Origin of the sequence: Xanthomonas sp. DAR33341 (assembly GCF_003992815.1) — a bacterium.
Classification (GTDB): Bacteria; Pseudomonadota; Gammaproteobacteria; order Xanthomonadales; family Xanthomonadaceae; genus Xanthomonas; species Xanthomonas cissicola.
This window is the reverse complement of record NZ_QEYV01000027.1, coordinates 98,246-123,369: the sequence shown is the minus strand read 5'-3', so window position 1 is coordinate 123,369 and position 25,124 is coordinate 98,246. Positions and strand designations below refer to the sequence as shown.

At 64.6% G+C, this 25,124-nt stretch carries 19 protein-coding genes and 1 other RNA gene; 10 read left to right on the top strand and 10 right to left on the bottom strand.

Translation table 11 applies throughout. The annotated features are described in order from the left end of the window. Nucleotides 1-33: 33 nt before the first annotated feature. Nucleotides 34-1,305, bottom strand: coding sequence for an efflux RND transporter periplasmic adaptor subunit (locus EO156_RS12790; RefSeq protein ID WP_029829454.1), 1,272 nt, complete (start codon nucleotides 1,303-1,305; stop codon nucleotides 34-36). Nucleotides 1,306-1,510: 205 nt separating this feature from the next. Here EO156_RS12790 and glmS point away from each other — a divergent pair, with 205 nt between their 5' ends. Together glmS and EO156_RS12780 are read left to right on the top strand one after the other, a co-directional pair. After that, nucleotides 1,511-3,340, top strand: a complete 1,830-nt coding sequence (gene glmS, locus EO156_RS12785) for a glutamine--fructose-6-phosphate transaminase (isomerizing) (RefSeq protein ID WP_029829453.1) — start codon at nucleotides 1,511-1,513, stop codon at nucleotides 3,338-3,340. A gap of 349 nt (nucleotides 3,341-3,689) precedes the next feature. Beyond that, nucleotides 3,690-4,163, top strand: a complete 474-nt coding sequence (locus EO156_RS12780) for a hypothetical protein (RefSeq protein ID WP_003484033.1) — start codon at nucleotides 3,690-3,692, stop codon at nucleotides 4,161-4,163. Between the two features lie 19 nt (nucleotides 4,164-4,182). Here EO156_RS12780 and EO156_RS12775 read toward each other — a convergent pair. Further along, a non-coding RNA gene (locus tag EO156_RS12775) (sX9 sRNA) lies at nucleotides 4,183-4,259 on the bottom strand. A 282-nt stretch (nucleotides 4,260-4,541) separates the two neighbouring features. Here EO156_RS12775 and EO156_RS12770 point away from each other — a divergent pair. Beyond that, nucleotides 4,542-5,681, top strand: coding sequence for a hypothetical protein (locus tag EO156_RS12770; protein WP_016849950.1), 1,140 nt, complete (start codon nucleotides 4,542-4,544; stop codon nucleotides 5,679-5,681). Between the two features lie 127 nt (nucleotides 5,682-5,808). Here the strand turns inward: EO156_RS12770 and EO156_RS12765 are convergent, their stop codons facing one another. The 6 genes from EO156_RS12765 to EO156_RS12740 all read right to left on the bottom strand — a co-directional run bounded on the left by EO156_RS12765 (nucleotide 5,809) and on the right by EO156_RS12740 (nucleotide 12,996). Continuing rightward, the gene (locus EO156_RS12765) at nucleotides 5,809-7,674 is read right to left on the bottom strand and encodes an XVIPCD domain-containing protein (protein WP_016849951.1); all 1,866 of its coding nucleotides are present in this window, start codon (nucleotides 7,672-7,674) and stop codon (nucleotides 5,809-5,811) included. Between the two features lie 106 nt (nucleotides 7,675-7,780). Next, entirely contained in the window at nucleotides 7,781-8,539 is a 759-nt protein-coding gene (locus EO156_RS12760; RefSeq protein WP_016849952.1) for a hypothetical protein, read from the bottom strand. A 344-nt stretch (nucleotides 8,540-8,883) separates the two neighbouring features. Next, nucleotides 8,884-9,408 (bottom strand): lactoylglutathione lyase, encoded by a 525-nt coding sequence (gloA, locus tag EO156_RS12755; RefSeq protein ID WP_016849953.1) that lies wholly within the window; start codon nucleotides 9,406-9,408, stop codon nucleotides 8,884-8,886. A gap of 151 nt (nucleotides 9,409-9,559) precedes the next feature. After that, nucleotides 9,560-10,654: a copper resistance protein B gene (locus EO156_RS12750; RefSeq protein ID WP_016849954.1), complete on the bottom strand. Its 1,095-nt coding sequence runs from the start codon at nucleotides 10,652-10,654 to the stop codon at nucleotides 9,560-9,562. Then, on the bottom strand, nucleotides 10,651-12,453 hold the full coding sequence (locus tag EO156_RS12745; protein WP_029829450.1) for a copper resistance system multicopper oxidase: 1,803 nt from the start codon (nucleotides 12,451-12,453) through the stop codon (nucleotides 10,651-10,653). The genes EO156_RS12750 and EO156_RS12745 overlap by 4 nt, the downstream gene beginning before the upstream one ends. An 87-nt stretch (nucleotides 12,454-12,540) precedes the next feature. Next, complete coding sequence (locus EO156_RS12740) at nucleotides 12,541-12,996, bottom strand: CopL family metal-binding regulatory protein (RefSeq protein ID WP_016849443.1); 456 nt, start codon at nucleotides 12,994-12,996, stop codon at nucleotides 12,541-12,543. Between the two features lie 90 nt (nucleotides 12,997-13,086). On the opposite strand from EO156_RS12740, the gene EO156_RS12735 reads away from it, so the two are divergent. The 3 genes from EO156_RS12735 to EO156_RS12725 all read left to right on the top strand — a co-directional run bounded on the left by EO156_RS12735 (nucleotide 13,087) and on the right by EO156_RS12725 (nucleotide 17,398). Beyond that, entirely contained in the window at nucleotides 13,087-14,190 is a 1,104-nt protein-coding gene (locus EO156_RS12735; protein WP_016849442.1) for a PLP-dependent cysteine synthase family protein, read from the top strand. 199 nt (nucleotides 14,191-14,389) lie between these two features. Then, nucleotides 14,390-16,414 (top strand): M3 family metallopeptidase, encoded by a 2,025-nt coding sequence (locus tag EO156_RS12730; RefSeq protein WP_016849441.1) that lies wholly within the window; start codon nucleotides 14,390-14,392, stop codon nucleotides 16,412-16,414. Between the two features lie 159 nt (nucleotides 16,415-16,573). Then, nucleotides 16,574-17,398: a hypothetical protein gene (locus EO156_RS12725; RefSeq protein ID WP_026006907.1), complete on the top strand. Its 825-nt coding sequence runs from the start codon at nucleotides 16,574-16,576 to the stop codon at nucleotides 17,396-17,398. Between the two features lie 89 nt (nucleotides 17,399-17,487). Here EO156_RS12725 and fabB read toward each other — a convergent pair whose 3' ends face one another. Next, complete coding sequence (gene fabB / locus EO156_RS12720) at nucleotides 17,488-18,696, bottom strand: beta-ketoacyl-ACP synthase I (RefSeq protein WP_016849439.1); 1,209 nt, start codon at nucleotides 18,694-18,696, stop codon at nucleotides 17,488-17,490. After that, nucleotides 18,696-19,211 carry a 3-hydroxyacyl-[acyl-carrier-protein] dehydratase FabA gene (fabA, locus tag EO156_RS12715; protein WP_003484052.1) on the bottom strand — a complete coding sequence of 172 codons (516 nt, stop codon included), beginning with the start codon at nucleotides 19,209-19,211 and terminating at the stop codon, nucleotides 18,696-18,698. The genes fabB and fabA overlap by 1 nt, the downstream gene beginning before the upstream one ends. A 347-nt stretch (nucleotides 19,212-19,558) precedes the next feature. On the opposite strand from fabA, the gene dinB reads away from it, so the two are divergent. From dinB to EO156_RS12695, 4 genes are all read left to right on the top strand, one after another. Then, on the top strand, nucleotides 19,559-20,638 hold the full coding sequence (gene dinB, locus EO156_RS12710) for a DNA polymerase IV (protein ID WP_016849437.1): 1,080 nt from the start codon (nucleotides 19,559-19,561) through the stop codon (nucleotides 20,636-20,638). Between the two features lie 142 nt (nucleotides 20,639-20,780). Further along, entirely contained in the window at nucleotides 20,781-21,431 is a 651-nt protein-coding gene (gene gph / locus EO156_RS12705; protein ID WP_016849436.1) for a phosphoglycolate phosphatase, read from the top strand. 405 nt (nucleotides 21,432-21,836) lie between these two features. After that, on the top strand, nucleotides 21,837-24,080 hold the full coding sequence (locus EO156_RS12700; protein WP_026006906.1) for a TonB-dependent siderophore receptor: 2,244 nt from the start codon (nucleotides 21,837-21,839) through the stop codon (nucleotides 24,078-24,080). 59 nt (nucleotides 24,081-24,139) lie between these two features. After that, complete coding sequence (locus EO156_RS12695; protein ID WP_026006905.1) at nucleotides 24,140-25,102, top strand: alpha/beta hydrolase-fold protein; 963 nt, start codon at nucleotides 24,140-24,142, stop codon at nucleotides 25,100-25,102. Nucleotides 25,103-25,124 lie beyond the last annotated feature (22 nt).

Here is a 25,124-nt window from a genome sequence, read left to right as displayed (position 1 = left end):
GGAGAGAGTGTGCGACGAGTGGGAACGATCGAATCAGTGGACGGTGACGCGCGGCGCGTCGCCAAAGTTGTCTGCGCCGGAGACCACCACGCGGTCGCCGACCTGTAGCCCGGAGAGCACCTGCACTTCGCCCAGGCTGCTGACGCCCATGCGCACGGGGCGGCGCACCGCCGTGTTGCCATCCATCACATAGGCATAGCTGCCGCCGGATTGTTCGAGGAACGGGCCGCGTTCGACCTTGAGCACGTTGCGGCGCGTATCCATCAGCACGCGTGCGCTCATGCGCTGGCTCTGGCGCAGGCCCGGCGGCTGCTTGTCGGTGAAGCGGATGCGCGCGGTGACTTCGCCGTTGACCACTTCCGGCGACACCGCCGAGACGGCGCCCGCGAACGGTTCGCCGCTGCCGCTGGTGAGCTGGGCCGGCATGCCGATCGCCAGATCGCGCGCGAAACTCTCCGGCACCTTGATCTCCACTTCGAACTTGGACAGATCCACCACGCCCAGAATCGGCGCGTTCGCAGCGACCTGGGTGTGCTGCACGGCCTGCACCTGGCCGACCTGTCCATCGAAGGGCGAGCGCAGCGTGAGCGCGTCCACCTGGCGCTGCACTTCGGCCACCACTGCGCGTTGGCGGTCCGCCAGCAGGCGCTTGTTGCGCGAATCCAGGTCCGCGCCCTGACTCTTCAACGCGGCATCGCGCTGGGCATGCTGCAGGTCGATATCGGTCTTCTTCAAGGTGTCCTGCGCCTTGGCCAGTTCCACCTGCGGCACGGCGCCGCCGTCAAAGCCGCGCTGGTAGCGCTCCAGGTCGCGCGCGGCGGCCTGCTTGTCGATCTGGGCCTGGTCGGTGAGCTTGCTGGCGTTGGCACGCGCCAGGGTGGCATCCAGGGCCGCGCGGCTGGATTCGGCTTCCAGGCCCGCCAGGGTGGCCTGCTCCTGCGCGAGCTTGCTGCGCAACTCGGGGCTGTCGATGCGCGCCAGTTCCTGGCCATGCTTGACCACGTCGCCGGCCACCACGCTCAGCGTCACCGTGCCGGCCGAGATGGCGTACAGCACCGGGCTGTTGGCAGCGATCACGCGGCCGTCGGCGGCGATGTCGCGCACCAGGTCGCCCTGGGTGACGGTGGCGATGCGCACGCGGCTGGCGTCGAACGAGCGGCTGCCGGCGCTCCACGCAGTCACGGCCCAGCCGATGCCGGCCAGCACCGCCGCCGTGGCGATGCCGGGCCACAGCCAACGGCGCCACGGCGCGCGCTGGGCGGGTGTACGGAGAACCTGGTCCTGGGCGGAGGTATCGCGAATCATGATCGGCTGGCTCGGTGGCGTCGCTGCAATAAAGCAGGACCTGTGCCAACGCTTAAGGCATTGAAATAGATGAATTTTATGGCGTGATGACCAGTGTCCGCAGTGTCCGCGGACACTGGTGGCGGACACGCTGTCCGGGCACGGTCATGCAGCGGACAAGAGCGGACACGCTAAAATGTCCGACTTCTTTTGCGAGAGCTGTCTTATGTGCGGCATTGTCGGAGCGATCGCCGGGCGCGATGTGGTCCCGGTCCTGATCGAGGGACTCAAGCGCCTGGAATACCGCGGCTACGATTCCTCCGGCATTGCAGTGCTCGACGGCGCGCAGGTGCGCCGGGTGCGTCGCACCGGGCGGGTGGCCGAGATGGCGCAGGCCGCGCAGGCCGAACAGCTCGGCGCCACCCTGGGCATCGGCCATACGCGCTGGGCCACCCATGGCGGGGTGACCGAGGCCAACGCGCACCCGCACATCAGCGCCGGCGTGGCGCTGGTGCATAACGGCATCATCGAAAACCACGAAGCGCAGCGCGAAAAACTGCGCGCGCTCGGCTACACCTTCGAGTCGCAGACCGACACCGAGGTCATCGCGCATCTGATCCATCACCATCTGGGCAGCGCCGGGGACCTGCTCACCGCGCTGCAGCGCACCGTCAAGGAACTGACCGGTGCCTATGCGCTGGCGGTGGTGAGCCAGGCCGAACCGGAACGCTTCGTCTGCGCGCGCATGGGCTGCCCGTTGCTGATCGGGGTAGGCGAGGGCGAGAACTTCGTCGCCTCCGATGTCTCGGCGATCGTGCAGGCCACACGCCAGGTGATCTTCCTCGAAGAAGGCGATACCGCCGAACTGCGCCGCGATGGCGTGCGCATCTTCGACGGCAACGATGCGCCGGTGGAGCGTCCGCTGCACCTGTCGGACGTGTCGCTGGCCTCGCTGGAACTGGGCCCGTTCCGGCATTTCATGCAGAAGGAAATCCACGAGCAGCCGCGCGCCTTGGCCGACACCATCGAGGCGGCGATCGATGCCAAGGGTTTCCCGGCATCGCTGTTCGGCGCCAACGCAGAAGCGGTGCTGCGCGACATCGAAGGCGTGCAGATCCTGGCCTGCGGTACCAGCTACTACGCCGGCATGACCGCGCGTTACTGGATCGAAGCCATTGCCGGGCTGCCATGCAGCGTGGAGATCGCCAGCGAATACCGCTACCGCGCCGCCTATGCCAACCCGAAGCATCTGATCGTGACCATCTCCCAGTCCGGCGAAACGCTGGACACGATGGAAGCGCTGAAATACGCCAAATCGCTTGGGCATCTGCACACGCTGTCGATCTGCAACGTGCCGGAAAGTGCGATCCCGCGCGCCAGCGAACTGGTCTGTTATACACGTGCCGGCGCCGAGATCGGCGTGGCCTCGACCAAGGCCTTCACCACCCAGCTGGCGGTGTTGTTCCAGCTCACCATGGTGCTGGGAAAGTTGCAGGGCCGCATCAGTGACGCCGAAGAAGCCGAGTATCTGGAGCAGCTGCGCTTTTTGCCCGGCAGCGTGCAGCATGCGTTGAATCTGGAACCGCAGATCATGGCCTGGGCCGAACGATTTTCGCCGAAGGAGAATGCGCTGTTCCTCGGTCGCGGCCTGCATTACCCGATTGCATTGGAGGGCGCGCTCAAGCTCAAGGAAATCTCCTATATCCACGCCGAAGCGTACCCGGCCGGCGAGTTGAAGCACGGCCCGCTGGCGCTGGTGGACGCGGCGATGCCGGTGGTGGTGATCGCACCGAACGACCGCCTGCTGGAGAAGGTCAAGTCCAACATGCAGGAAGTGCGCGCACGCGGCGGCGAGCTGTTCGTGTTCGCCGACCAGGACAGCCACTTCAGCGACTCCGAAGGCGTGCATGTCATCCGCACCCCACGCCATGCCGGCGTGCTGTCGCCAGTGATCCACACCATCCCGGTGCAATTGCTGGCCTACCACACCGCCCTGGCGCGCGGCACCGATGTGGACAAGCCGCGCAATCTGGCCAAGTCGGTGACGGTGGAATAAGCGCTGCCGCGGTGGCGGCTGCGCGCACTGCCTGCTGCGTGCAGTCGGTGCATGCACGCAGTGCATGGTCGGCTCTGTCGCTGTCATGTTCCAGGCTGGCGATTGCTTGCGACGTCGTGCTGGCCGCGCTAGTGCGCAACGCGCGAGGTTCAGTTCCTCGCAAAGCGGTCGCCGACATCTTGCCTTTGCACGTGTCCATGCCCTTTCCAGCAGTGGCCCTATCCGTCCGGCAAAGGCGCGGCAGCACTGCCAGCGGCCGTCCTTAGCGCTCCACCACAGCCTCTGCCAACGCAGTGGCCCAAGTTATGCATAAGCTCCTGGCGAGGGTCCACACCACGCAGGAGGACGTATGCACGAGTCTTTCAAACAGGGGGCGCCGGCCGAATTGTGGCAGGCGTTGGTGCGCGAGGCGGGGCAGCGGATCGCGCGTCCGCTGGACGAATCGCGCGAGCACTATCTGGTGTTCGTGTTGCTGCGCTTCCAGCGCGATGCGCATCTGCTTTCGCGCACGCAGGCGCTGGCATGGCTGCATGCGCAGGACCAGATCGGTAGCGTGCGGGCCGACGCACTGCGTGATGTGGGCGACGGCTGCCTGCTGATTGCAGGCCTGTTTCCCGGTGTGGCGCAACGCCGGCGCCTCAGTGTGGATTACTTCATCGATCTGGGCAGGGGCGCGTATTCCGAAGTGGCCGATACCCGCTGCAGCGATGCGGGTCTGTTCGCGCAACTGGCCCAGAGCTATCGCGAGCTGGTGCGTGTATTGGCCGCATTGCGCACGCCACGCGATTGGCAACCAGGCCCAGGCGGAATCTTGCATGCCTAAGCAGTGAGCATCTTAGAGCGGCTAACAAAACGTAGCGAGCAGCCGTCAGGTGGGCGCGGACGGCGCGCTCAGAATCGCAGTGTAGGAGTGGTAAATGCTGATTCCGAGCACCCGCCGCGCCCGCCTGACGGCTGCGTAGTCGTTTTGTTGGCTACTCGAAGGGGCGGTCCCCACACATGCGTGGGGACCGCCCCGACTGCGATGGCTGCCGTGTGCGGGCACACTATCCCTGCAGGACGATCGGCCGGGTGCGTTGTGCCATTACCCGTCGATCAGAGTCCTGCAGGTTGGAAGCCGTCGTGTGCGAGCGGTGACGCATCGGTCGCGCTGCATGGGGGACATGCAGCGCGGCGTACTTATCCATAGGGACAGGGATTCATGAAGACGTGTATCGCGGCGGTGCTGTTGGCACTGCCGGGGCTTGCTGTTGCCCAAGACGTGCCGCTGGGCTATGCCGGCCAGGGCGGAATGACGCTGCAGGAGATCGACCCTGCCATTTATGCGTATCACTACGACCACGGATTCGTGGGCGAAGATGCGATGGGCTGGGATCCTGCGCTGCAGTTCGCCTGGTCGCGCATCGCAGCCGCCAAGGTCTGTGCACAGCAATCGCCCTCCGATGCGTTGATCGGCAAGCTGGTGGAACAGTACGGCAAGGATGCCGTCGTGCACCAGATCAACGGCATTGGCTTCCATGAAGCACAGATGCGGGCGGCTGGCACGTTCTGTACCTCTGCGCGCATGACCGAAGCCACTGCGGTGGTGCCTGCGTTTGCAAGCGGGGATTTCTCCAAGGCAACTGCGTATGCGGCTGCTGCAGTTGCAGGCACTGTGTCGGTCGCCGCAACAGACGCGCAACCAAATCCGCAGTCCGATGCAGGGGCTGTCATGACGCCCTCGGCAGATTGGGCCTTGCAACTCCCATTGCATTCCAGCATGCGCGTGGGCTCGAACGGCTTGCCCAACGGCGACGAGATGCTACGTGTCGTCCGCCGCGGACATACCGGGATGGTCGTCGGCTTGCAAATCGCTACCAGCCTGTTTGCGCGCGGTGTTGCGGTCTCTGCCTTCGGAAAGGATCAGCTGAAAGGCGAAAAGATGGAAGGCCTGGGGAATCCTGGCTATCAATTGCAGCGCGATGCGGTCAACGCGCATTTGAAGACCTACTTCACTGGGCATCCGGGGGCCGTGCCGGTAGAACCGTTCCCGTTGCAGGTGCTGATGTCGGACTGGCTGCTGGTCTATCAGAGCCTGGCCGATACCAAGTCGCCTTACGAGCTGCGCTACGCAGTGACGATCGGTGGGGAGCGCAGCGGCTTTTTGAAGCGCAAGGCGAGCCCGGTCAGTCTGGACTGTGCGCCGACACCGCGCACTGCCTCGCTGGAAGAATGGGAAGCCAACGATTACGCATTGGTCAAGCAAGCAGCACAGGCCTATAGCGACGAATGTGCAGCGAAATTCGCCGAGCAGTTGCCGCAGTGGTTCCCTGACAGAGCGGCTGTTGCGACGTCCAACTGACGGATCACCCCTGTTGACGCCGGATATCCGGCGCTCGATGTGATTCGAAAAAACAAGCAATGCAGGCGTAACCCGAAGGGGCGCCGATCCATCGATCGGCGCCCCTTCTGTGTTTTTATTGCACCAATCAACCGACGCTGCGCGTCTGGCTACGTTGTTGCTCGTGCTGATCTTGGACCTGCGTTTGCGTTTGCGCATCCTGCCGCACCGCATTGCTGCTTTGCTCCAGCGGACGTTCCGCAGCGGTTGCCTTTTCGGTGTAGATCCGCTGATGCGCCGGATCGGTTGGCTGACCCTGCACGGCAAACAGTCCGTTGCCATCCTTGCTTTGCGCCACCATGTCGATGCGTTGCATGCCGCTGACCTTGGCTTCGAAGGTCATGTGGCCGGCCGCATTTACCAGCTGCTGCCGATTGGCGAAGGCATTGGGGCCGAGCTGTTCCAGCTTGTTGAGGGCCTGATTGAACAGCGGGTGGTCGGAGTTGGTTTTCTCCGAGAGCAGTGGCGTCTTTTCCGCCTGCTTCAGCGCAGCCTGCGTATCGCGGCCAACCACGCCATCGTCCTGCAGCCCATGCGCACGCTGGAATGCCTTGACCGCGTCGCTGGTCCGTTGGCCATAGGCACCGTCAGCCTTGAGTTCGTTGCCGCCTGCGTCCTTGTAACCCAGTTGCTGCAGCGTCTGCTGCAAGGTGCGCACTTCTGCACCACGCGCATTTTCGCGCAGGACACTCGGCGCATCCGCGGCGGCGTGTGCCTGGCTGGGTTTGTGCTCGGACGCTGGGTGGGATTGCTGCTTGTTCTGGCTGCGCTCCTGCAGCAGGTCGCGCGCCTCGGACAGCGGGTCGCTCGCATACAGCTTGACGCCCTTGGCGTGCTTGCGCTCAAGGTAGGAATCCAGCGAGCTGAGCTCAACACCCTCGCCGCCACGGGATTGGCTGATCTTGAGCTGGCCATCCTTGGGGTCGCGCACCACCATCGTGATGTGGTCGATGCCCTTGTAACGCCCCTTGTCCCAACTCTGCGGGCCATTGTCCTCGCCGATGATCATGCCTTCTTTGAGGCTCTGGGCAGTCACGTCCTTGCCTTGGATCAGCACGCCGGAGCGCAGCTCGGCCTTGCGCAGCAGTTCGGACGCGCTGTCGAAACCAGGGCTGAACTTTTCGTCCTTGGTGAAGATGGCCTTGCCGGCGCCCTTGTTGATCTCGTCCATGGTCGCGTTCTGCATCTCGACCACCCAGCCCGAACAATCGACCCTGCCTTTGTCGGGATCTTTCGCGCCCAGGCCGTATTTGACGTGGTCGTATTTATTGGTGAGGTCGTAGGCCGCGTGAAGCGCGATGCCTTGCGCTGCGGGTTTCTCCGGCTGGGCAGGCGCGGAATGCGCTGGCGCAGCGTGCGACGGTGCCTGCTGCGTGGCCGAAATGGGCTCGATGCCTTTTTCGGGAATACGGATACGGTCCATCTTCGTATCCCAGTACTGCACAAACGTCTGTGCCATATCCTTGTCGGACATGCGCCGGAACGTTGCCGAATCCACGCCGGTCAACGACTTCAGCTCTTTCGCGCCGACATTGTTGAGAATATTGGCGCGTGTGCTTTCCAGGCCAAAAGATCCCGTGGCGATCACGGTCTGCAGAGAGCGGTAGCCACCGGCGCCTTGCTGATGGGCCAGGTACATATCCAGGCCATCGGGCTCCGGCTTGCCCGACAGGTAGGGCCGCCCATCGCGTTCGTGCCGATTGACCAGGCTCGTCCGGTTATCCAGATACAGCCGCGCTGCTGCGTCGGTGTTGACCACCGCGTCCAGTTCGCGTCCGGCAATGCCGTACTGCTGGGCGGTTGGCGGAGTGAACTGGAACAGTCCTTTCGCGCCACCGGGGCCGCGGCTGGCCAATTCGTCGAAGGCGCCGCCAGTCTCTACGTGGGCAAAACGCAGGAAGTCGTCACGCGGAATATTCCGCTCGGCCGCTTCGCGTTCGATGATGTCGAGCACTTGGGCTCGTGAATAGTTCGTCGGCATCGCTCAAGGTCCTTGATTGAGTGCCGCAGCCACGCGGCTGCAGCGGTACGCCGCCCGAACCAATTCCTTTGGTCCTGTATCAAGGGGTCGGCAAATACGATTTGCTGGCCGCATCGTAGCGATATTCAACCGTCGCGTCACCCCCGCTCGTCGGCGGATCGGCAGAGACGGTTACCCGCAGCGCGGGCAGGCCGGGCTGCTTCACGAACGCAAGCGTGCTGCTGTTCTTGACGCAGGCAATCTTCCCGGGCGCATCTTCGCCACAATTGGCGCTGTTGTCCTCACCCGCCGGAATGTTGCCGATATAGGTCCAATGCTTGTCGTTGACGTTATCGGTTTCTTTCGGGTTGAACACGAGTGCGTCGTAGGAAAGGATGCGCACGCCCGACTGCAGGCTCCACGTCGGCACGGCCAGCACCAGCCGGCTGTCATCGGTGACAAAGGTCTGTGGTCGACGCGTGGTGTCGACGGTGTTGCCTTGTTCCAAGCCGCCGAATTCGCCGATGTAGGGCTCTGCGCCAAGCAGCTTCCACGGCGTTTTGCTCCCCGGTTCGCTGGTCACGAAAGTGGCATGGGCCAACGTCACCTTGGTGCCGGGCGCAGGAGAGTGGTCTTCGCTTTCTGCGCCGAAGCGCTCGGGCGTTTCCCAGGCGAAGCCGGTGTAATACCGCGTACCACCGAGTTCGAACTGGAAGCCGTACCAATAATGAATCCAGCTGCCATTGGCGACCTCGTAGGAGGTTGCGCCATCGCCGTCCACGTTGCTGATGAAATACAGCACGCTGTCGGTCCGCGGCGGCTGCAGTTGCTGGGTCGATCCCTGGGTTGCGTCCTGCATGGGAGATGCATCCTTTTCTGACGGTTTTGTAGGGGTGCCGGCCGCGGCTGCGGCGGTCTTCGGAGCGGTGGCGTCCGGTGTCGCCTGTGTGCAGGCGGCGATCGTTGCTAGCGCAAGGACCAGTGAAATCTTCCTGACGAGCATTGGGGTGCATCCATTGCGGAGGGCGGCGAAAGTCTACTCCAGCCCGCCGTTGTGTCCAGTCGCTGCACCGGGCCTGGCGGTTACCTCGCGTCGTTGCGGCGCGGGCTTCGAAGCAAGGGACGCGTCGCGTTCGGCCTGGGCATCGGCTGGTTGCCATTCCCGTCCCCGCTGACGCGCCAGCTTGCCGCTGAGCGTTGGACTTACGCCAACGGCGTATTGGAAATGATCTCCACCCAGTAGCCATCCGGGTCCTTGATGAAGGCCAGGTGCTTCATGCGGCCGTCTTCCAGGCGTTTTTGGTATGGCACGTCGAGGCTGTCGAAACGTGCGCAGGCGGCATGGATATCCGGCACCGAGATACAGAGATGGCCGAAGCCGCGCGGGTCGCTGTTGCCGTCGTGATAGACCGGGCCATCCTGGGTTTCGGTGCCATGGTTATGGGTGAGTTCGAGCACGCCGGGGATACCTGCCATCCACAGGCGACGCTGGGCGTCGTCATCGGGAATGGCGGTGCCTTCGGGTAGCAGCGCGAGAAAATACAGGCTGAATTTTGCGTCGGCAAAATCGCGTGCGTCGAGCAGGCGGAAGCCCAGGACACGCGTATAGAAATCCAGTGACTGCGTTGCATCCTTGACGCGCAGCATGGTGTGGTTGAACACGAAGCCGTGTGTCTCGGCGGGCGCGGCATTGGCGCCTGGCACGTGTTGCAGATCGTTCAAAGGCATGGCGGTCTCCTGGTGTGGATTGTGGGGGTGCGGCGCGTTGCGCGAATGGGCGATGTTAGCCAGGGCAGGGTTGTCGGCGTGTCATGGCCGACTGGCAGCGGGTGGGATGCGCGAGCGTTGATGGAGAGGGCCAACCGCGGTACCACCTGCCTCAAAACCAAACGCGCACTCCGGCAACAAAGCGGCTGTCGCGCGCGCGGATATCGTCCATCGCCGCGCGCTGTGCGCTATCGCCGAAGCTGCGGCTGTGCACCCAGCCGATGTACGGCGCGAAGCGGCGGGTGATCTCGTAGCGCAGGCGCAAGCCAAGTTCGACCTGTTCCAAACCGCTGCCAATACCGCGGCGGTTGTCGTCGGTAAGCGCGATGTCGGCTTCCACACGCGGCTGCAGGATCAGCCGGTTGGTCAGCAGTACTTCGTATTCGCCTTCCAGCCGCAGCGCCGCGCGGCTGCCGGTGCCCACATACAGCGTGGCTTCGGTTTCGAACTTGTAGGGCGCCAGTCCTTGCACGCCGAAAGCCGCCCAGCTGCGATGTTCTCCTGCGCCGATGTCCTGGCGCGCGCCGACAAGCACATCCCACCACGGCGAAATGGCATGGCCATAGAACGCTTCCAGCGAGGCGGATTCGGTGCGCCCGTCGTGCCGTTCGCCTTCGCTGCGCAGCCAGAGCCGGTCGACGTCGCCACCGATCCATGCGCGTGATTCCCAGGCCTGGCCGCTACCGCGGTTCGTGTTGGAAGCCTCCAGCCGATCGAGCAGGACATAATGATTGATACCTGCCGAGTGCATCGTATGCGTGCGCAATGGTGCGAATGCAGCGGCGATGTCGTCCGCCGTGGTTGGGGGGATGGGGGCGCGTGGTAGCGGGTTAGTGCGTGTCTCGGTGAGTGATGCAGGAGCTTGCGCAGCGTGTGTTGGCTGCGTGTGGTGCATCTTCGAGTGATCCATCGAAGCGTGATCCATCGCTTGGTGGTGCATGGCTGCATCGTCCATGGATCCCTGCTTCATCGATTCATGGTCCATGGCATTGCTGCCCATCTCAGCGTGCGACATGTGAGTGTGGTCCATGGGTGCGGCCTGAGATGATGCCGGGGTCTCATGTGCGCCATCGGCCATTTGCATCGCCTGTTCCTGCATGTCCTGCGGTGCCTCCTCCATCGCATCGTGCTGATGCTCCTGCGCAACCGCAGATGCGCTCGCCAAGAACGCAGCCGCGAACCAGGCCTGCATGCGAAAGCGGCTCATGCTTCCACCCGCACTTCGCGCATCATGCCCGCTTCCATGTGGTACAGCAGATGGCAGTGATACGCCCAGCGGCCGAGCGCATCGGCACGCACGCGGTAGGTGCGGCGGGTGCCGGGCGGCATGTCGATGGTGTGCTTGCGTACCTGGAAGTTGCCGTGCGCATCTTCCAGGTCGCTCCACATGCCATGTAGATGGATGGGGTGCTGCATCATGGTGTCGTTGACCAGCACGATGCGCAGGCGCTCGCCGTATTGCAGCCGCAAGGGTTGCGCGGAAGCGAACGCGATGCCATCGAAGGACCATGCGAATTTTTCCATATGCCCGGTCAGATGCAGCTCGATGTCACGGCCCGGTTCGCGCCCATCCGGGTCGTCGAACACGCTATGCAGATCGGCGTAGCACAGCACGCGGCGGCCGTTGTCGCGCAGGCCCACGCCGGGGTCGTCCAGGCGCGGTGCGGTGGCATTGCTGCGCATGTCGATCAGCGGGTTGCCGGTTTCGCTGGCGGAATGATGCGGCGCCTTGTCGTGTGCCTTGGCATCGTCATGCGAGTGCATGGTGTGCATCCCATGCGCCGCCAGCATCCCGGGCGCGCCGTGCATTGCGGGCAGCGCGTGATCCATGCCATCGCCATGCCCCATGTCCTGCATGGTCAGGATGGCGCGCGGATCCAGCGCAGGAATCGGCGCCTGCAAGCCGTGCTGCACTGCCAGCGTGCCGCAGGCGAAGCCGGTGCGGCCCATGTCCTGCGCGAATAACGTAAACGCATCCTGGCCGAGCGGTTCGACAATCACGTCGAAGGTTTCGGCCGCGGCGATGCGCAGTTCGTCCACGCTGACCGGATGCACGTATTGCCCGTCGGCGGCCACCACGGTCATGCGCAGGCCGGGGATACGGATGTCGAAGTAGGTCATCGACGAGCCATTGATGAAACGCAGCAGCACCTTCTCGCCGGGTTTGAACAAGCCGGTCCAATTGCCGGCCGGTGCCACGCCGTTGAGCAGGTAGGTGTAGGTGTTGGCGTTGACGTCGGACAGGTCGGTGGGCGTCATGCGCATGCGCCCCCACATGCCGCGGTCGGCCAGCGTGGCGCGCAGGCCGTCGTCGCGCGCATCGCGTAGAAAATCGCCGACGGTGCGCTGCGCATAGTTGTCGTGGCTCGGCATCTGTTTCAAACGACGGAACAGGGCGGCCGGGTCCAGATCGGTCCAGTCCGAGAGCAGCACCACATGTTCGCGATCGTGCCGGTACGGCGGCGGCACCAGCGGGTCGATGACGATGGCGCCATACAGGCCGGACTGCTCCTGAAACATCGAATGGCTGTGGTACCAGTAGGTGCCGGACTGGCGCAGCGCAAAGCGGTAGTGATACTCCTGGCCCGGCGCGATGCCGTCGAAACTCATGCCCGGCACCCCGTCCATGTTGGCCGGCAGCAACAGGCCATGCCAATGCACCGAGGTGGGTTGGTCGGTCAGCGCGTTGCGCACGCGCACGCTCACCGTGTCGCCCTCGCGCCAGCGCAGGGTGGGTGCCGGCAGGCTCTGGTTGATGGCGATTGCGGAGCGGGGGCGCCCGGTGAAGTTGACCGGCAGGCGGCCGATCTGCAGCGACTGGCTGCTTCCGCGCAGCACGGGCGTGTTCGCCTGGGCCGCGGCGCGCGCATCGTTGCGCCACAGGCCGCTGGCGGCGATGCCGCCCAGGGCCAGGCCCTGGACGAAGCGGCGCCGGCTCAGGCCGCTGGCGGTTGAGCCGTGGGAAAACGGGGGATCGAAAGACATGACATCTCCTGCGCGCTCCATCGGCAAGAGATGGGCGCAGCGCACAACTGAGGGAACCCGCGCAAGCACGCGCGGGGCCGAGGGCGGCCAAGGCAGGGCCGCCGGCGCTCAGGCGATGGGAGGTCGCACCGGTTGGTCGGGCAGCGGGCTGCTGCGCCCCTCGGTCAAGGTGTCCGGCAGCGCCGGGTGGCCGAGCAGGCCCGCGGGTACGGCAGGCAAGGTCAACAAGGCGAGGCTGCAGTGCTGCAGGCAATCGCAGCTGCCCAGTTTGCAGCAGTCGGGCGCGTGCGCATGCGTGGCCTTATCGTGCACCTGCATGGCAGCCGGCGGAGGCATCGCCTCATGGCACGGCAGGGCAGCCGGCTGCTCCGTCTGCGTGGTCGCGGCAGTGCCCGCCATGGGCGCGGCGGGCATCGTGCCCGACGCCATTGCCGGCATGGCCATGCCCACCGACGCCCACGCGCCGGTGGCCGTGTTGGCAACCAGGCACAGGCACAGCAGAAGGCGGAGCAGGCGATGCAGCACGGACAGTCGAGGCAGTGACAGGTGCGGCGAGCATAGCATCGGCCCCAGCTGTCCGCCCGATGCGCTGGCTGCGTAGGCGGGCAGGCGACGGCGGTAGAATTACCGCTACTTTTGCAGCCAAGTCCTGCCATGTCGCAGCGCCAGTGGGTGGCCGCCGCCATCCAGAAGATCGAAGCCGATTTCAATCGGTCGGCCGACACCCACCTGATTCCGATGGAACTGCCGGGCTATCCGGGCATCGACCTGTACTTCAAGGACGAGTCCAGCCACCCGACCGGCAGCCTCAAGCACCGCCTGGCGCGCTCGCTATTCCTGTACGCGCTCACCAATGGCTGGCTTCGCGCCGGGCGCCCGGTGATCGAGGCGTCCAGCGGCTCCACGGCCATTTCCGAAGCGTATTTCGCGCGCCTGCTCGGCGTGCCTTTCATCGCGGTGATGCCGGCCTCGACCTCGCCGGAGAAGATCGCCGCGATCGAGTTCCAGGGCGGCCGCTGCCACCTGGTCGAGCGCGCCTGCGATCTGGACAGCGCCTCGCACCAGCTCGCACGCGAGATCGGCGGGCACTTCATGGACCAGTTCACCTACGCCGAGCGCGCCACCGACTGGCGCGCCAACAACAACATCGCCGAATCGATCTTCAAGCAACTGGCCGAAGAGCCGCACCCGATCCCGGACTGGATTGTCTGCAGCCCCGGCACTGGCGGTACCAGCGCCACCCTGGGCCGCTACGTGCGCTATCGGCGCCATGCCACCCGCATCCTGTGCGCCGACCCGGAAGTGTCGGTGTTCTTCGACGGCTATTGCCGCGCAGTGGACGGCCAATGCCCCAAGGAGCTGGCCATCACCGGCGGCTCGCGCATCGAAGGCATCGGCCGCCCGCGGGTGGAATCGAGCTTCATTGCCAGCTGCGTGGATGTGATGATCAAGGTGCCCGATGCGCTGAGCCTGGCGGCGATGCGCCACGTCAGCGCCACGCTGGGCCGCCGCGTGGGCGGCTCCACCGGCACCAACTTCGTCGGCGTGCTGCACGCCGCCCGGCGCATGCGCGACGAGGGCCGGCAGGGCTCCATCGTCGCCATCCTGTGCGATGCCGGCGAACGTTACGCGCACAGTTATTACGACCCGGCCTGGTACGAGGCGCGCGCGATCGATGTCAGCGACAGCGATGCCGCCATTGCGCTGGCCGTGAACGGCGGCGATTTGCCTGCCTTGCCTTGTGCGGCGCTGGAATGACCGCCATATCCGGGACGTGAGCATCAAGGCGCTGCGCTCACCGCCACGCCGGTGCGATCGGTGTCCGCAGTCGGCAGGTACGGGCGGGCACCGTGCCCCTGGCGCCGTGCTCAGCCTGCTGGCGGTTGTGCGCCACGGTTTGCCTGCCACGTTTGCCGATCTTCGAATCTACTTATCCAGTCCATTGCCGGAGCGCTCCATGACCAACCCGCTGCTCGATCTGTCCGGACTGCCGTCCTTCGATGCGATCCGCCCCGAACACGTGGGCCCGGCGATCGACCAATTGCTCGCCGAGGCCGAGGCGGCGGTGAAGGCAGCCGAGCAGGTCAGCCCGGTGCGCTGGGACAGCTTCGTCACGCCGCTGGACGATGCCACCGAGCGGCTATGGCGTGCCTGGGGGCAGGTGGGGCATCTGCAGGCGGTGGTCAACACGCCCGAGCTGCGCGAGGCCTACAACAGCAACCTCCCCAAGGTGAGCCGCTTCGGCAGCGCGCTGGCGCAGAACCTGGCGTTGTATGCGCAATACAAGGCACTGGCGCAATCGCCGGAAGCCGCACACTTCGATGAGGCGCGTCGCAAGGTGCTGGACAATGCGCTACGCGATTTCCGCTTGGGCGGTGCCGAACTCGATGATGCCGCCAAGGCGCGGTTCGCGCAGATCCAGGAAGAACTCTCGGCGTTGGCAGCCAGGTTTTCGCAGAACGTGCTCGACGCCACCGATGCGTGGTCGTACCTGACCGAAGACCAAACCCAGCTGTCGGGACTGCCGGCCGAAGTGATTGCCGCCGCACGCGCGGCCGCCGAAAAGGACGGCGTGCCGGGCTGGAAATTCACCTTGCAGATGCCGTGCTATCTGCCGGTGCAGAGCGATGCCGACAGCCGCGACCTGCGCGCGCGGCTGTATCGCGCCAATGCCGAGCGCGCGTCCGAATTCGGCGATGCCACGCTGGACAACAGCGCCAACATCGATCGCATCCTGGCCCTGCGCGCCGAGTTGGCACAGCTGCTCGGCTTTGCCAGTTACGCCGACTATTCGGTTGCTACCAAAATGGCGCAGAGCCCCGACGAGGTGATGGGCTTCCTGCGCGATCTGGCTGCGCGCGCCAAGCCGCATGCACAGCGCGACCGCGCCGAACTGGAAGCCTTTGCGCGCGACGAGTTGGGTCTGGATGAATTGCAGGCCTGGGACCTGGCCTACGCTTCGGAAAAACTCAAGCAGGCGCGTTACAGCTTTTCCGAGCAGGAGGTGAAGCAGTACTTCACCGAGCCGAAGGTGCTGGCCGGCCTGTTCGATGTGATCCACAGCCTGTATGGGCTCACCGTCAAACCCGACAGCGCGCCGGTCTGGCACCCGGATGTGCGGTTTTACCGGTTGGAAGATGCGCACGGCGCCCTGGTCGGCCAGTTCTATCTGGACCTGTACGCGCGCGAAGGCAAACGTGGCGGCGCGTGGATGGACGATTGCCGCAACCGCCGCAACACCGCCAACGGCGTGCAGACGCCGCTGGTGTATCTGGTGTGCAACTTCGGGCGCGGCAGCGGCGATGCGCCGGCCACCTTTCGCCACGGCGAAGTCACCACGCTGTTCCATGAAATGGGCCACGGCCTGCATCAGTTGCTCACGCGCGTTGGCGAGCTGGGCGTGGCCGGCATCAACGGCGTGGAATGGGACGCGGTGGAGCTGCCCAGCCAGTTCATGGAAAACTTCTGCTGGGAGTGGGCGCGCGTGCAGGCGATGACCGCGCACGTGCAGACCGGCGAGCCGTTGCCGCGTAACCTGTTCGATCGCCTGCTGGCGGCGCGTAATTTCCAGAGCGGCATGTTCACCGTGCGCCAGCTGGAATTCGCCTTGTTCGACATGCAGCTGCACGGCAGCTACGACCCGGCCCAGGACAGCGTGCTGCAATTGATCGAGCGCGTGCGCGACGAAGTGGCGGTCAATCGGCCGCCGGCATGGAATCGCTTTCCGCATCAGTTCAGCCATATTTTTGCCGGCGGCTATGCGGCCGGCTATTACAGCTATAAATGGGCCGAAGTGCTCAGCGCCGATGCCTATGCCGCATTCGAAGAAGCGCCAGATCAACTGGAGCAGACCGGCGCCCGGTTCCGCGCCGAGGTGCTTGCGCGTGGCGGCAGTCGTCCGGCGGCAGAGAACTTCCGCGCCTTCCGCGGTCGGGCCCCGACCATCGATGCGCTGCTACGGCATAACGGCATGGCGGGCTGAGAGGCCTGTACGGCCGATTGGCATCTGCATTGTATTGGTGAACGGTGCAGTCCACGCAAGCGTTATGCGAAATTTATGCTTCATTCCTACTGGATTGCAGCTTTTTTATTTAGGCACTTGCTAGAGTCCGATCGTGTCCAACGTGGCCAGGAGTCAAAAATGGTGATTGGCAACGTGTCATCCATGACGTCGCATGCGGCGACCGGCATTGATGTGGAAGCGGGTATCGATAGTCAAACTGCATCGGTACCTGCCACACCCTCCAGCGAAAATGCGTTGTCTTCGCTTGGACGGGCACCATCCCGTGCGGCGATTCGGGCCAATACCGACGTTTCTGCAGAGCCCTCGCATGCCGCTGCGCCGGGCTTATTGCAGCAGGTGGGCGCATACGGCGGCCCATTAGTGGACGCAGCGGCGTCGGGGCTCTCGGTGGCCGCTGCACGACTGTCTGCGTCGCAGCAGCGGCCAGCCGAGCTCACCAGTATTGTCAGTGGTGCCCTGTGGGCTGGTGGCGCGGTCATCAACCAGGCCGGCAACGTGCCCGCCAATGCATTGGTTTCAAGCGCCAATCTGGTAGGCGCTGCCGCTGGCGTACTCAGTGCGCTGACTCCTTCGCTGAACGGAAACGACAGCACCCGTGTGGCGTATGCATCGGCGGCGGCCTGGGCATTGAACGGTGGGGCCAACCTGGTGCGTGCTGCCAGCGATACCGCCACCGTTCTTCCAAGCCGGGTGCTGCAGGGCGTCAGCGGTGCAGCAAACATCGCCGCTGCCGGGCTTGCCGCTGCCGCCACGACGGCCGCTCAGCAGGACGCGCCGCTCACGGCGGTGAAACTTAGCACCGCCTCATCCGTGGTCTGGGGCGTCGGCGCGGCTGCCGCGTTCGGATCGGCCTGGATGGCGCGTCCGCATGAAACCCCCTCTGCAGCCGCAGGATCGTCTGATGACCGCAGTCGGCCCAGCAGTCTCGGGCAGGACTCTTGATCGGCGGTTTACGTAGGCGCTGCAGCGCGACAGACGACATCGTGTGAATGCCTGCATCGGCTTGGACGGCACCGATGCGGGTAGATGGTTTAGGTTCGCCCGAAGACCAGTGCCGCGTTGGTGCCACCAAAGCCGAAACTGTTGGACATCACCGTGTTCAAGGTCGCGTCCTGCGTCTGCCGCAAGATGGGAAAGCCTTCGGCGCGCGGATCGAGGTCGTCGATATGCGCCGAGCCGGCCATGAAGCCATCGCGCAGCATCAGCAGGCTGTAGATCGCCTCGTGCACGCTGGCCGCGCCCAGCGAGTGCCCGGAGAGTCCCTTGGTCGAAGACAGCGGCGGCACGTTGTCGCCGAATACCTCGCGCACCGCGCACAGTTCGGTGACATCGCCCAGCGGCGTGGACGTGCCATGCGTGTTGAGGTAATCGATGGGACGCTGCAGCCCCTGCATGGCCATGTGCATGCAGCGCACGGCGCCTTCGCCGCTGGGCGCGACCATGTCGGCACCGTCGGAGGTCACGCCATAGCCGAGCAGTTCGGCATGGATGCGTGCGCCGCGTGCGATGGCGTGATCGTAGTCTTCCAGCACCAGCATGCCGCCGCCGCTGCCGATGACGAAGCCATCGCGCTGCGCATCGTACGGGCGCGAGGCCACGGCGGGGCGATCGTTGAAACCGGTGGACAGCGCGCCCATCGCATCGAACATGACGCTCATCGTCCAGTGCAGTTCTTCGCCGCCACCGGCGAACATCACGTCCTGTGCGCCATGCCGGATCAGATCTGCCGCCGCACCGATGCAATGCGCAGACGTCGCGCACGCGGCCGACAGCGAGTAGCTCAGTCCGCGTATTTTGAACGCAGTGGCTAGCGATGCGGACACCGACGAACACATCGTGCGCGGCACCATGTATGGGCCCACCTTGCGCACGCCACGGTTGCGCAGCAGATCGGCGGTTTCCACCTGCCATTGGCTGGAGCCGCCACCGGAGCCGGCAATCACGCCGGTACGCAGGCCGCTGACCAGCTCGGCATCCAGGCCCGCATCGGCGATCGCGTCGCGCATTGCCAAGTACGCGTAGGCCGAGGCATCGCCCATGAAGCGTTTGAGCTTACGGTCGATCAGGCTGTCCAGATCCAGCGCCACCGCACCGCCGACCTGGCTACGCAGGCCTGCTTCGGCGTGATCGGGCAGCGCGGTGATGCCAGAGCGGCTCTCGCGCAATGCGCTGGAGACGGTGTCCAGATCGTTGCCCAGGCATGAGGTGATGCCCATTCCGGTAATGACGACGCGACGCATCAGAAATTCTCCGTTGAAGTGAACATGCCCACACGCAGATCCTTGGCGGTGTAGATCTCGCGCCCATCCACCAGCATGCGTGCATCGGTCTGCGCCATCACCAGCTTGCGGTTGATGACGCGGCTGACATCGATCTCGTAGCGCACCAGCCTGGCGCTGGGCAGCACCTGGCCGGTGAACTTGACCTCGCCGCAGCCCAATGCGCGGCCACGGCCCGGCGCGCCGATCCAGGTGAGGAAAAAGCCGGTGAGCTGCCACATCGCATCCAGGCCCAGGCAGCCTGGCATCACCGGGTCGCCGATGAAGTGGCAGCCGAAGAACCATAGGTCCGGGCGGATATCCAGTTCGGCACGAATCACGCCCTTGCCATGTGCGCCGCCGGTGTCGCTGATCTCGGTAATGCGGTCGAACATCAGCATCGGATCATTGGGCAGACGGCCACTGTCGGGCGCAAACAATTCCCCACGCGCGCTGGCCAGCAATTGGTCGCGCGAGTACGTACTTTGACGAGTCATGACGAACGTTTCCTGCAAAGGAGCGAAAGGCGAGGCCGGGAAGGGTGCATGAGGTCGCGCGGTTCAATCAAACGTTTTATCCGTACGCATGCGTGCTGTTTTCCGCTGACTGCGCAGCGCGCAGATACGCTGCTGCATGCCACATCACAGCGCTCGGGCCTGCGGTCGATGCGTGCGTGCAGGCCCGCGTTGTCGGCTTTGCACGCGCTGTCGTCGGATGCGCAACCATTGGTGTTCGGCGCGCGCTCGTGCTCGCTTTACGAATGCGCGGTGATGTCTCTCGACGCAAGATGTGAGACGGCGCTGGCTTATCATGGGCGCAGACCTGCAACAGAGAAATCCGCTTGATGCGCAAGATCGTGCACGTGGACATGGATGCGTTCTACGCGTCCGTGGAGCAGCGTGACGACCCTAGCCTGCGTGGCAAGCCGGTGGTGGTGGCCTGGCGCGGTGCGCGTTCGGTGGTGTGCGCGGCCTCCTACGAAGCGCGGATCTTCGGCATTCGCTCGGCAATGCCGGCCGTGCGTGCCGAACGCCTGTGCCCGGATGCGATCTTCGTGCCGCCGGATTTTGCGCGCTACAAGGCGGTGTCGCGGCAAGTGCGCGAAATTTTCCATCGTCATACCGACTTGGTGGAGCCGTTGTCGCTGGACGAGGCATATCTGGACGTCACGCACGCCAAAACCGGCATGCAGCTGGCCACCGAGGTCGCGCAGTTGATCCGCACGCAGATCCGCGAAGAAACCCAGCTCACGGCATCGGCCGGCATCGCGCCGAACAAGTTCCTGGCCAAGATCGCGTCGGATTGGCGAAAGCCCGATGGCCAGTTCGTGATCGCGCCCAGCCGCGTGGATGCATTTCTGCTGCCGCTCAAGGTCAATCGCATTCCCGGCGTGGGCAAGGTGATGGATGGCAAGTTGGCGGCGCTGGGCATCGTCACCGTGGCCGATCTGCGCCAGCGGCCATTGGAAGAACTGCAGGCGCATTTCGGCAGTTTCGGTCAGAGTCTGTATCGCCGCGCGCGCGGCATCGACGAGCGCCCGGTCGAGCCGGATCAGGAAGTGCAATCGGTCTCCTCGGAAGACACCTTCAGCGAAGACCTGGCGCTTGATGCGTTGGCCCCGCACATCCTGCGCCTGGCCGAAAAAACCTGGCTGGCCACGCGCCGCACCGAACGCATCGGCCGCACCGTCGTGCTGAAATTGAAGACCTCGAATTTTCGCATCCTGACGCGCTCCTACACGCCCGAGCATCCGCCTACCTCGCAGGAGGCGCTGGCGCAGATCGCCCTGGCATTGACCCGCCGCGTGGAGCTGCCCGCGCAGACGCGCTATCGCCTGGTCGGTGTGGGCTTGGGCGGTTTCAGCGATGTCGAGAATGGCGCGGTGCAGGGGCAGCTGTTCGGCCAGATGCCGCCGTTGGAGTGAGCGGTCCGTGCCGCATTGCGTGTCGCATGCGGCGATGGCTGCATCTGACGTAGGCGGCGAGCAATCCCCAGCGCTTCGCAGTGACGCGCGCTGAATCTTGCACTGCGTACACTGCGCCTCTCCCGCACACGAGGCCGTCCGAATGTTTCCGTATTCGCTGGTGATCTTCGATCTGGATGGCACGCTGGTGGACAGCGCACCCAATATTGCCGAGGCTCTCAACGGCACCTTGCAGGAATTGGGGCTACAGCAGTTCAGCGAAGAAACGATCCGCGGCTGGATCGGCGAAGGTGTGCATGTCCTGCTTGCCATCGCACTGCGCGAAGCCGGCAGCACCTGCGATGCCGATGCGGCGATGCCGGTGATGATGCGCCATTACGAGGCGAGCCTGCTGCACGACCCGCAGTTGTATCCCGGCGTTGCCGAGGCGCTGACGGGCTTGCGCGATGCGGGCGTCACGCTGGCCTTGTGCACCAACAAACCAGCGCGTTTTATCGCGCCGTTGCTGGAGCATCTGGGCATCGCCGCGCACTTCAGCCGTGTGCTCGGTGGCGATTCGTTGCCGCAGCGCAAGCCCGACCCGGCGCCGCTGCTGCAGCTTGCCAACCATTTTCAGCGTCGCCCGCAACAGTGTTTGATGGTCGGCGATTCGGCCACCGATGCCGCCGCTGCGAACGCCGCGAACATGCCGTTGGCAATGGTGCGTTACGGCTACCTGCGTGGCTTCGATGTGCAGACCGCCGGTGCCGTGGCCATCATCGACGACATGCGCGCGCTGCTTGCGTTGAGGTAAGGCGCGCTGCGCGATTGGCGTGTGTTGCAGACACCGCCTTTATCAAGGCGTAGCCAGCAACACCGCTCTGCGTCACGGCGTTCGGCGCGTTTGATTGACACCATTTGCGCGACCGTCGCGTCTATACGCAGTTGATGCAGATGCCCGCGATGCGTGCGCCGGACGTGACTGTATGCGGTGCCGCAGGACTGCACTGCCGGCATGCGGCTGCGCCATCATCACGATTCGATTTGAGAATGAATCGCATCTGTGTAGAATGCCCGGACAATCTTGACTGCTGCACTGCCTCGCACACGCGTCGTGAGCCTGCTGCACGCAGCACCCCCACCGTCTCACCTCAAGCCGTCGCCAGAGGTCTATCTCCTGTCGAGAGGTTTGAAAATGTCCGCATCACGCCGGCCATGGATGCCCGTGCCTGCACATTGTCCCATCTTGTCCCATCGTCAGCTGGTGCTGGCCGTTGCGGTGGGTTGCGGCAGCTGCATCTTCAGCGCTTCCGCCGAAGACACTGTCGCCGATCCGCAATCGCTGGACACCGTGCACGTTACTGCAGCGCAGATTGCGCGCCAGGCGCTGGGTACTTCGGTCATCACCGCCGAAGATATCGAACGGCGCCCGCCGGTCAACGATCTTTCGCAGCTGCTGCGCAGCATGCCGGGCGTCAATCTCACCGGTAACAGTGCCTCCGGGCAGTACGGCAATAACCGCCAGATCGATCTGCGCGGCATGGGGCCGGAAAACACGCTGATTCTGGTCGATGGCAAGCCGGTGGGATCGCGCGATGCGGTGCGCATGGGGCGTAGTGGCGAGCGCAATACACGCGGCGACACCAACTGGGTGCCGGCCGATGTGGTGGAGCGCATCGAGGTGCTGCGCGGCCCGGCGGCAGCGCGGTATGGCTCGGGCGCCTCCGGTGGCGTGGTCAACATCATCACCAAGAGACCCACCGGCGATCTGACTGGTGCGATGACGCTGTTCGGTCTGGTCCCGCAGCACAGCGCCGAAGGCGGTGGTCATCGCACCGGATTCCAGTTCAGTGGCCCGCTGTCGGACACGTTTTCGTTCCGTCTGTACGGCAATCTCAACAAGACCGATCCGGATTCGCTGGAGCTCAATCGCCGCTTTGCGAGTAACGCCGCCGCAGTGCCGCCGGCCGGACGCGAGGGCGTGCGCAACAAGGACATCAATGGCCTGTTGCGCTGGGATCCGATGGAAGGGCAAGTGATCGAACTCGATGCCGGCTTCAGCCGCCAGGGCAATCTGTATGCGGGCGATCGCGCGGTCAGCGCCGATGGTCTGGCCGGCGCAGATCTCACTGCCTTGTTCGGCAGCGAAACCAACACCATGTTGCGCCGCACGTTCTCGCTCACCCATCGCGGCACCTGGGCGCTGGGAACCTCGCGCCTCACCGCTGCCTACGAAGGCACCGACAACACCCGCCTCAACGAAGGCCTGGCCGGTGGCCCGGAAGGCTCCATCGCCGCCAACCTGCTCGATTCCACCGCCACGCTCGATAACCTCAACATCGACGGCGAGTTCAACCTGCCACTGCAGGCATGGGCCGAACAGGTGCTGACATTCGGTTTCGAGCGCCGCCAGAGCCGTCTCAACGATGCGTATTCGATGTCGCAGACGGTGAGCGCCGGTGGCGGCTTCCCCGGTCTGGATGCAGGCACGCGCAGTCCACGCAGCCAAGCCTCGCTCAGTGCCGTGTATCTGGAAGACAACATCTACGCCAGCGAGCGGCTGACGCTGACGCCAGGCGTACGCCTGGATCACCACAGTCAGTTCGGCAACAACCTCAGCCCCAGTCTCAACGTGCAGTACAGGCTCAGCGAAGACTGGTTGCTCAAGGGCGGCATCGCGCGCGCCTTCAAGGCCCCCAACCTGTATCAGTCCAACACCAATTATCTGTATTACACGCGCGGCAATGGCTGCCCGGTGCTGTTCCCCAACCTCGGTTCGGGCTGCTATATCCAGGGCAACGACACCCTCGATCCGGAAACCAGCATCAACAAGGAGATCGGCATCGAGTGGGCACCGCAGAGCGGCCACCATGCCTCGCTGACTTACTTCCATAACGCGTACGACGACAAGATCGTCGCCGGTCTGGTGCCGGTCGGCACCACCGCCGATGGACGCGGGCAGGTCTTTCAGTGGACCAATGCATCGGAGGCGATCGTGCAGGGCGTGGAAGGCAATCTCACCCTGCCGTTGCTGGGTGAGCAGGGTCGCGTGTTGAAGTGGAATAGCAACATCACCTACATGATCGAGAACAAGAACACCGCGACCGGTCAGCCGCTGTCGGTGATCCCGGAATACACGGTCAACACCACGCTGGATTGGCAACCGACGCAAGCGTTGTCGCTGCTGCTCGCCGGCACGTTCTACGGCAAGCAGGAATCGGCCACGCAGTCGAGCACCAGCGGCGGCGCCATCGCCTCCGACACGCGCGAGCCCTACGATGTATGGAGCATCAGTGCGCGCTACCGCGTCACCCGCACGGTCAGCCTCGGCGTGGGCGTGGACAACCTGTTCGACACCCGGCTGTTTCGCGAGGGCACCAACAACACCGGTGGTGCAGCAGGCGCCGCCACCTATAACGAACCGGGGCGCGCGTATTGGGCGACGTTGCGCTTTGGTTTCTGATGTTTGGCCACCACAACGCTGCCGCTGCCGGGCGGGCGGTGCGCGTGAGGAGAGCTTCGATGCATCGCTATCGGTGGACCGTTTGGGTTTGCATGTCGCTATGGCTCGTGTGTGCCACGCCGGCACTCGCGCAGCCGGATCTGTCTCGCACGATCGGCAGCACCGTTGCCGACCGTGCCAGTGCGTCCTATGCGTTCAGCGCGCTGCGACTGACGGCTGCCGATGGGCAACGGCGGTATCGCATACGGATCGCCGTGCCAAAAACGCCACCGCCGGCGGCCGGTTATCCGGTGGTGTATCTGCTGGATGGCAACGCGGCATTGATGGAGCTGGACGCGCATCTGCTCGACAGCCTGTCCACGCACGGCGATGCACCGGTATTGGTGTTCATTGCCGATGACAGCGCGCTACGCATCGATGCGATCGGCCGCAGCCTGGATTACACGCCCGCGCGTTACGGCGATGGCCGCGTGGAGACCGATCCGTTGAATCCGCAACGTCGAACCGGCGGCGCGGCCGCGTTCGCGCAACTGATCGCGACGCGCATTCGCCCGCAGGTGGAGGCGCGCGTGGCGGTGGACACTCGCCGGCAGACCGTGTGGGGCCACTCGTACGGTGGGCTGTTCGTGTTGCACATGCTGCTGACGCAGCCGCAGCTGTTTCAACACTACGTCGCGGTGGATCCGTCGCTATGGTGGGGCGATGGCTTCATCGTCGATCAGGCGCACCGCCTGGTGGATGCTGCGCAAGCGACAGACGCATACACGCCGCAGGTATTGCGGAGCGTGACGGTGATGGCAGGCGAGGGCGAACCTCCCACACGCAACCCAGCAGCACGCGCCATGCCAACCGAGCGGTCCGGAAGGCCACGCGCAGATCCGCACGCAGTCCCCAAGCTCGTCGCGCTGTTGTCCTCGTTACCGGGCATCAAGGCCGACTATCGGCCGCTTCCCGGTCTTACGCACGGACAGACGCTGGGTGCCTCGCTCGCACCCACGCTGCGGGACGCCGCCGCGCGTTGACGCCACGCGCCGCATGGACGGT